Below are 7,540 nucleotides of genomic sequence, written 5' to 3' on the forward strand. Positions count from 1 at the left end.
GTGGTTTTTCTCATTTCTTAAAGTCTAGCAAATGTTTCCTACCTTGCCTATCGCTATTTTTCAAGACTTTTCAAACGATGTTTTGTAGAACCTTCCCCAAATTCAGATGAATGTTAAATGTGATGAATCCAGTAATACCAAGAGTTCTTGGCATTAGACAAAGCGATTTGTTAAATGCCGTTATCAAGCTCTCATGGGCGTGTTGAATAACTGGCAATCAAAAGAGCGATAAGGCCATTCATATCAAGTTCTTAAGGCATTTAATGCTTTGGCCGAGTCGTGTATAATGTTTCGATTCAAAGAAGCGTTCAAACCATTGGTATCACTAGTGCGAACTCATTTAACAAATACTGATAAGGAAAAAGGCGCCCTAGCTAATGCGCTAGGACGCCTTTTTTTGTTCACTTATTTGTGTTTCAACAGATCTTGAACCGCGGTTTTTAAATCAGCTGGTATCGTGTACATGGCTGGATAACCATCATATTTTTGCGTTGATTGTTTCCAAAAGCCATTTCGTATAAGTGGTGAAGGAAAGTATAGGGTTTTGGTCAGTGGGATCTTCACTTCCCCACCTTTTTTAACTGAATAGTCCTTTCCATTTTTAGAGGTACGGAACACCAGTGGACTTGAATCGGATGACTTGTTCTTAATCACAAGGTTATTTGATTGCTGGTAGACCATGAATCTCCATGAATGAAGAGCATACCTATATTGTTTGTCCGTATTCTTTACGACGGTATTTAGACTCAATAGTCCCCCAACCGTGCGCTCACCCATCGTACATAAGCCTGCATCATACTCAACAACCCAAGCTACTAATCCACCAACACCAGTTGCAGGGGGGGTTCCATAACTGATCTGATATTCGAAATCATTCAGTTTTAAAAGTGGCGGTTGGCAACCGGAAATCACTGTTTTCTGAATCGTTATAGTTTTCGTTGCAGTGCGTCCGAAAGTATCTGTAACGGTTAGTGTAACAGTGTTCTCACCATCTTTGATACCAGATAGACTGGTGAGCGCCACGTTACCCTCATAGGTCACTGTATAGTTGCTGATTGGGCTTTTCTTTGTGAAAAGCTGTTTGCTGGCAGCACCGTTGACCGAAATGGCGCCCGTTATGGACGTGTCATAGATCGAGTGAGCTAATGCCTTGATATGTAGGCTTCCATCCGCATTTTGCGCTAATATCGGGATGGATGGCCAAGGTGTAGATTTATAGGTGGTATTAAAAAGAGGGGAGTCCTTTCCATCCCCTCCTGCTTTTCGCATATCTGGATTGCCACCACCTGAAAGGTGAAAAATAGAGCCAATATTGACGTAGGGAACGCCATTGACAAAGTATTGTTTGACAACAGGATGAGAAAGTGTGCTGACCTTTGACCAAACGAATTGGGCGTTTCCGTTTGCTTTTGTTGCCAAGTCCTTGATGAGCTCCTCTTCAACAGGGATCAAGTGATACCCTGATTTGTCCCGAAAAGCATCGTTGGGATCTACCCCTACAATAGGCTGTATATCAAACTGGACTGTTTGTAAGTATCCACTAGAAGGGGTTTTAGCACCCGTAATCACGTTTTGTATTTTAATGTCATGCCGATATACTATGGATGGTCGAGTTTGGGTGCCAGCTAGGCCGGAATATGACAAATCCCCTTTCAAGGGGATGTCTTTTTCGCCATATATATGATCGCCATAAGGGTAGGTAGCTGCTGCTGATGCAAATGCACCCAGACATACCGTTAATGCAATGGCAAGTCCAAGAGTTTTTAGTCTCATCGTTTTGCTCCCCATTCAACTTGCATTTGGGGAATCGTCACATAAACCTCGTTTTTCCCTTCATTACCTTTATAGATAACAAAGCTAAGTTTTCCACCTTTACTACCTACTTTTACAAGGAAAGACTCACCTTCCTTTGTGCCAGTTAAGTTTTTGTTCATACTTTTATTGGAATAATCAACATAGATAAGTCCAAATACATGACCTTTTGGCAGAGTAGGAATCTTACCACTTAATGTACCATTCTCATAGTGTAAACTTTCCACAAAAGAATCCATAGCCGGTTCTGTCACAGAATCTCTTGGCAGCAACATATCAGGATAAGAAGGTGCAACAACCGTAAATTGATCTTCTGCTCCCACTTTCTCACCTATTTCTGCTGTTGGGCTTGTCCCATTTGTAGGAGTCGTACCAGTAGTAGGAGTTGTGCCGCTTACACCAGTGCCGTTCCCTGCTCCAGCCCCATCACCTGTTGTAATGACTACTAAACGCTCTTTGGTAAGCCAATCAACATCTGCCCCAAATGACTCAGAGATAAAGCGCAAAGGCACAAATGTACGATTATCCTTGATAATGGCCGCTGCATCAAAAGTGATTTGTTTACCATCAACGGTTGCCTTTTTTTCGCCAACTGGCAATATAATGACTTTTTTGTCTTTGGCCATTGTGACGGTTTTAGTTTTGTCGTTCCAAGCTACGATGGCTCCCAATTTTTCCCCCACAAAACGTACTGGCACCATTGTGCGACTATTACTGCTATCTACATATGGTTTCGCATCTGGAAAGCTGACCATACTGCCGTTTACTTTCACATTAACGTTGCTACCACTGGTGGCAGATGCTCCAATTGGTGTGATTGATACTAATAAAGCCAATGTTACTGCTAATTTGACTAACTTCTTCATGAATTTCGTCCTCCTTTATTGAAAAACAAAGTTTGTATTGCAAAGAACAGGTTTATCCCGAAATTACCTAGTAGTTGTACTCGTTGTGGTGATTATAGCGAAACTAGACCATTTATCGTTGGCATATGAGTCTTGCCGACCATCATACAAAATTTGAGCAGATAGATCGTATGTGGATGCATTAGGCACATTGATCGTTGTTATCACTTCCCGTTTTTCATTAGGTTGCAGGTTGTTGACCTTAAATGTTTGCTTTGTGTCATTGACCGTATAGGCAACTTCAAGGCTTTTTACTGACCCATAATTTTCGATCTTAAAATTAACTGTGACCTGCTGTTTTTCCCGATCAATCGTTGAAAAATATGCACCATTTATTTGAAGATCTTCATGTGTTGCAAATGCAGTTGTTGGCAGTAAGCTAGTCAATACTACTGCTGTAGCCAGTATTTTTGATACAAATTTTTTCATGATACCTTCCTCCTTTTTTGGAGAAAACAAATAGGCCTTGCTTGCCTTTTGTGGCAAACAAGACCTTGTTTTCCGTATGTGGGTATACTTTTCCCACATTCATTTTGACAAGTCTTTTTGCCATTTTCAAGCAATTTTTTGATGTCTTTAGTTGTCAAAGAACAGGTTTAATCCAAAACTACCTAGTTCTATCGGGGATACCAATTAGCTTTTGTTCCAACGTTGCTAATGCTTTGATAGACCGCTCATCAATCGGCTCAATGGCGGTAAGTAGGTGCTCCATAATCTCTGGAGAGAGCATTTGGCTGTTTCGATTCACGATATCAGCCAGAAAACGATTGATGGCAGGAAATTTCTGTTCATCAGGCAGCGATTCAAAAAAATCGGCTATAATTGCGTTGGGGGTCATACAAGATCTCCTTTCGTGAGCGTTCCCGTGGCTGTCCAGGCGTTGGGGAACGCTCTTTTACTTTTTTTGCTGGTTGAGATACAACTCTACCGCTTTTCTGACATGTTCAGCGATACTTTGCTTTGATTCAAAAGCCAGCTTCCGCAATGCTTCGTGCTGTTCTTCTGTGAGATACGTTTTAACTGGTTTTAACTGGCCTTTTTCTTCTTCCATCAGAAGGATTGATACCTCCTTTCCGCTTGATGGAACTATAGTACCATGGTTCTATAGTTCCATCAAGCGTATTTTGGGTATTGGCTTCCTATTACAAGTAAATTCTTGTCACGTCATCCCGACTATGCCCAAGTAACTCTGAAACTTCCTCGCGTGCTTGCTGTTCACTCATGCCTTGCTCGATGCGCTTGTCATACTCTTCGCGAGCGAACGTATGTCGCAAGCCGTGGAACGTCATATCGCTCTCGCGGTCGTTCTCCTGAAATTTATCTCGATGGTTATAGATAAAGTCTTGAACAGCACCAATCGCTTGATGCGTTTTTTGACCGTTCGCAACAAAAAGCTTATTACCTCGTTCACATCGCTTTACAGCCTCTCTGAGCGCTTCAGAAGCCGTTGGACGCAAAGGGACACCCCTTTCTAGCCCCCCCTTGCCTTTGACGTGTAAAACACCCGTTTGCAAGGCTTTAACAGCGGTAGCATGATCGATCCGCGTCACTTCGTGTATCCGGAGGCCAGCTTCACGCCCCAAAGTTAGTATGTTGGCCATATCGTTTCGCCCCAGCTCCCGGGACAAATCAACCATCCCTTTATACTCCTGGTCGCTCCATTTCCTATCGACGCCACCGAACGAGCGGCGCTCTAAGTCAAACTTTTCGTTGCCCGAGAGCCGGTTCTTCGCAAACGGTGTAGCATCGTGGTACATCCGGATTGCTGACAATTCTGTTTTGATCGTGCTAGCAGAAAGTCCTTTGTCCTGCATGTGCTCAATGTAGCTCTGCAAATGCTTGTCGCTCACATTTGCCCACTTTTGGACGTTAAACTTATCAGCCAAATGCCGAGCGAACCGATCTGCAGCGTCATGATAACGCTGTTTCGTTTCATAGCTGCCCTGGCGTATGTGATCACCGATCTTGTTGATCTGGTTCATCAAGTTTTTGTAAGCACCAGCATTCTTCACACCTTTCGGGACCTTCACCCCACGTTGCTGAAATCTCCCCATTTTTCTCCAGCCCCCTTTTTTCAAATCCTCTTTTGTATCGAAAATGGGCATAGCTCACCCGTTGGCAAACCGCTCTATTTCTGGATTTTTTCCCAAGTCGAAGCTTGTAAAGACCAGGATTTCCGAGCTTTTGCTGCGGTTCCGCAGGGTCTGTCTCTATCGTGCGGATAAACCACACGATAGAGACAGACCCTGCAGCTGCGTATGTAATTCGGCATATTGCCATGCTTAGCACCTTATTGTCGTGTACCGCTACGCGGTGACAGCTCCGCTGTCTACGACATGGCTGATTCCCCCCTTTGGTGGGTGCATCACTTTGTGATGCACAGCCATTCTGACCCGTTCCAGCCTGCGTGTTGCTTGCTCGCTCGTTGCTCACGCTTCGCGCTCGCAACCACTCGCTACGCACCACTTGGCTGTCACTACTTCGGTGGTTGACCGGATCTCTCAACACCTGCCCTCTTTTTCACCGTTATTTGGCTCAGCACACGCTAGGGCAAGCCCTGTGTAGAGTACATGCTTCATCGGGTTTACATCGGTACCCTTGAACCGCCTGACTATTTGGGTTGTCAGATAGCCCCTTGCCTGCTGACCGATTGAATGGTCAACCAAATCTATAAATAAAAAAGACGCATCGATTCCTTTTGGAATCAAAACGTCTTGTTAAATGTCCAGCCTTGATTGGCTAGACTCCTTATGGTGTGCTGGATAGCACTTTAAAAACGGGTATAAAAAAACACTACTTCCATTGGAAAAAGTGTCTTGGTTTCTACCCAGGGATACTGGATACTGGATGGCATACTTTGCCTCTCCCATTGTCTTGGTGCGTCTCTCCAAGAGTACGCTTTGGGGCAGCCTTTCGTTTCTGCCAGCCATGCTCTTCGGTGGCATCCAAAGAGGGTAGGAAAAGGGAGCGTACCTTTCGGTTACTCCACTGCCGAGCTTTCGCTGACGGTCACCCCTATCCTTTCCTGCTCACTTTCGTGGGGAATACAAAGGGGAATTCTCAAAAGTGATTGAACATAGGCTCAATTCGTTCTGCTCGTATCTCTAACGGGGATACGGGAACCATGAGAGCATGACATACAAGTGTATTGTCCCTACACAAGTTTAACGGTCAGCTCCTAGCTGATGACGTGTTTTGCCGTTCTCTCTGTCTATGCCAAGACTTTTGGGAGAGAAACTACATGCCGGCTCAGTTCATCCTGCTCTGGTGATCCAGGGGATCGCAATGGCACTAACATGCAAAGGCAAAAAAAGAAGATACAAACATTTTAACATTACCCAATAAATGAGAACAAGAGTTTCTCTATATTGACGGATGTTAAAGCTACATTTTGCCAATACTTGTATTACTGAGTAAAAAACAACTCATGTTAAAACTCAGGTTTATATGGTCGCTAACCGCGGAGTTAACTCCAGTCCAGGGCTTTCATAATTGTATTGTCTACAATACAAAATGTAATGCATGGTTTACATTTACATGATATTATGTGGTTACAACCTGCTTACACATGTTAATAGCTGAATAAAAATGTTTGCTCATGTTGCAACATGTATAAACATTTTTATTCAGTCAAAATAAAAAAGAGATTAGAGTGTTGGTAGCACCCTAATCTCTGTACATTTGACGCTCCCTCAAGGGGACGGCTCAGCAGAATATCAAACGGATGAAATAACCGCCTAGGCCTGCCAGCTCAAGGGCGGTTATTTCTTTTTTGCGGTCAGGGCAACGACGATTGTCACGATGAGCCCCAGTAAAGTAAGAATGAAACCACCAAACTGAAGCATAAGAGACAGTGTTTCGTGTGTAATTGCCATAATCTCACCTCCCCCGCATTCCGACGTGAGAGAGTGAGCCGACCGCCCTTGAGAGCCGTGTCCATGTACTTGTCCCAATTTTACTATGGTTCAGTAAATACTTCCAGTTGATTTAGTTTGCACTCTGTTAACCTGTTATGTATCCCTTCTCCATGTTTCGTATCTTGTGGAGGGAAATTTGTGCTATTATTCAAATGGTATCGAAATTTTCGTAGAGTAGAGAGGAATGTATCATGGCTCTTATTGACGAAATACTACAGATGAGCCAGTGGTTGCATCAGCAACAGACTTATCACAGAACTCATCACGCCCATAAAACAAAGAAGGTCGTAGCCGGGGAAGTTTGGCAATGTGATTTAGGATTCAATATTGGGGAAGAAAAAAACAAGTCTAGACCTGTTTTAGTTATGTCAAATACCGATATCAATCGTACCGGTAAAGCCATCATACTTCCCATTACTGATGCTGATGGCAAAATAAAACCTAATGGTCTTCCTAAATACGATTCATGGTTTCTGTTGTTTGCTGATACAACAGACCCCACAAAAATGTATGCTCCTGGTCGTCGGGTACAGCGTAGAGCAACACCATACACGTTCTTGGATAAGGATTCTGTAGTTCAATGTGAAGAAGTTCGATCTGTGAGCAAAGCTCGGCTGTTGTACAAGCGAGGAGATCTTGCCCCTTCTGACATCTTGATTATCAAAAGATTGGTAAAAGGTGTATTTGACATTTCATAAAGATCAACATAAACTGTAATTAGAAACGCCAAATTATAATTAACCCCCACAATGTTTCAACACGTGGGTAAACATATTACCATCGCAAAGAAGCCGTAGAACCTAACGGTATAGCTTCTTGGAAAAATCCCCGTACTTTTAGTACGGGGATTTTTCCGTTTTTAAGGGTCCCGATAATCTACATTATGTCATCTAACGTCCGAATCCC

At 43.4% G+C, this 7,540-nt stretch carries 8 protein-coding genes; 1 reads left to right on the forward strand and 7 read right to left on the reverse strand.

The window, feature by feature from the left end; translation table 11 throughout:
* Window positions 1-405 precede the first annotated feature (405 nt).
* The 7 genes from EIZ37_RS25230 to EIZ37_RS25260 all read right to left on the reverse strand — a co-directional run bounded on the left by EIZ37_RS25230 (window position 406) and on the right by EIZ37_RS25260 (window position 6,592).
* The gene (locus EIZ37_RS25230; protein WP_134687528.1) at window positions 406-1,773 is read right to left on the reverse strand and encodes a hypothetical protein; all 1,368 of its coding nucleotides are present in this window, start codon (window positions 1,771-1,773) and stop codon (window positions 406-408) included.
* Complete coding sequence (locus EIZ37_RS25235; protein WP_134687529.1) at window positions 1,770-2,678, reverse strand: copper amine oxidase N-terminal domain-containing protein; 909 nt, start codon at window positions 2,676-2,678, stop codon at window positions 1,770-1,772. The genes EIZ37_RS25230 and EIZ37_RS25235 overlap by 4 nt, the downstream gene beginning before the upstream one ends.
* Before the next feature lie 63 nt (window positions 2,679-2,741).
* Window positions 2,742-3,146, reverse strand: coding sequence for a CARDB domain-containing protein (locus tag EIZ37_RS25240; RefSeq protein ID WP_167569126.1), 405 nt, complete (start codon window positions 3,144-3,146; stop codon window positions 2,742-2,744).
* 178 nt (window positions 3,147-3,324) lie between these two features.
* Window positions 3,325-3,555 carry a hypothetical protein gene (locus tag EIZ37_RS25245; RefSeq protein WP_134687531.1) on the reverse strand — a complete coding sequence of 77 codons (231 nt, stop codon included), beginning with the start codon at window positions 3,553-3,555 and terminating at the stop codon, window positions 3,325-3,327.
* 57 nt (window positions 3,556-3,612) lie between these two features.
* On the reverse strand, window positions 3,613-3,768 hold the full coding sequence (locus EIZ37_RS25250) for a ribbon-helix-helix protein, CopG family (RefSeq protein WP_134687532.1): 156 nt from the start codon (window positions 3,766-3,768) through the stop codon (window positions 3,613-3,615).
* Window positions 3,769-3,859: 91 nt separating this feature from the next.
* The gene (locus EIZ37_RS25255) at window positions 3,860-4,771 is read right to left on the reverse strand and encodes a tyrosine-type recombinase/integrase (RefSeq protein WP_167569127.1); all 912 of its coding nucleotides are present in this window, start codon (window positions 4,769-4,771) and stop codon (window positions 3,860-3,862) included.
* Window positions 4,772-6,478: 1,707 nt separating this feature from the next.
* Window positions 6,479-6,592 (reverse strand): putative holin-like toxin, encoded by a 114-nt coding sequence (locus tag EIZ37_RS25260; RefSeq protein WP_134687534.1) that lies wholly within the window; start codon window positions 6,590-6,592, stop codon window positions 6,479-6,481.
* A gap of 233 nt (window positions 6,593-6,825) precedes the next feature.
* On the opposite strand from EIZ37_RS25260, the gene EIZ37_RS25265 reads away from it, so the two are divergent.
* The gene (locus tag EIZ37_RS25265) at window positions 6,826-7,332 is read left to right on the forward strand and encodes a type II toxin-antitoxin system PemK/MazF family toxin (protein ID WP_134687535.1); all 507 of its coding nucleotides are present in this window, start codon (window positions 6,826-6,828) and stop codon (window positions 7,330-7,332) included.
* Window positions 7,333-7,540 lie beyond the last annotated feature (208 nt).

This window comes from Brevibacillus migulae (genome assembly GCF_004521915.1).
GTDB lineage: Bacteria > Bacillota > Bacilli > Brevibacillales > Brevibacillaceae > Brevibacillus_F > Brevibacillus_F migulae.

What these genes read in the sequence shown, in the direction of transcription:
- EIZ37_RS25230 (WP_134687528.1), bottom strand. Translation starts at nt 1,773, where the DNA reads ATGAGACTAAAAACTCTTGGACTTGCCATTGCATTAACGGTATGTCTG.
- EIZ37_RS25235 (WP_134687529.1), bottom strand. Translation starts at nt 2,678, where the DNA reads ATGAAGAAGTTAGTCAAATTAGCAGTAACATTGGCTTTATTAGTATCA.
- EIZ37_RS25240 (WP_167569126.1), bottom strand. Translation starts at nt 3,146, where the DNA reads ATGAAAAAATTTGTATCAAAAATACTGGCTACAGCAGTAGTATTGACT.
- EIZ37_RS25245 (WP_134687531.1), bottom strand. Translation starts at nt 3,555, where the DNA reads ATGACCCCCAACGCAATTATAGCCGATTTTTTTGAATCGCTGCCTGAT.
- EIZ37_RS25250 (WP_134687532.1), bottom strand. Translation starts at nt 3,768, where the DNA reads ATGGAAGAAGAAAAAGGCCAGTTAAAACCAGTTAAAACGTATCTCACA.
- EIZ37_RS25255 (WP_167569127.1), bottom strand. Translation starts at nt 4,771, where the DNA reads ATGGGGAGATTTCAGCAACGTGGGGTGAAGGTCCCGAAAGGTGTGAAG.
- EIZ37_RS25260 (WP_134687534.1), bottom strand. Translation starts at nt 6,592, where the DNA reads ATGGCAATTACACACGAAACACTGTCTCTTATGCTTCAGTTTGGTGGT.
- EIZ37_RS25265 (WP_134687535.1), top strand. Translation starts at nt 6,826, where the DNA reads ATGGCTCTTATTGACGAAATACTACAGATGAGCCAGTGGTTGCATCAG.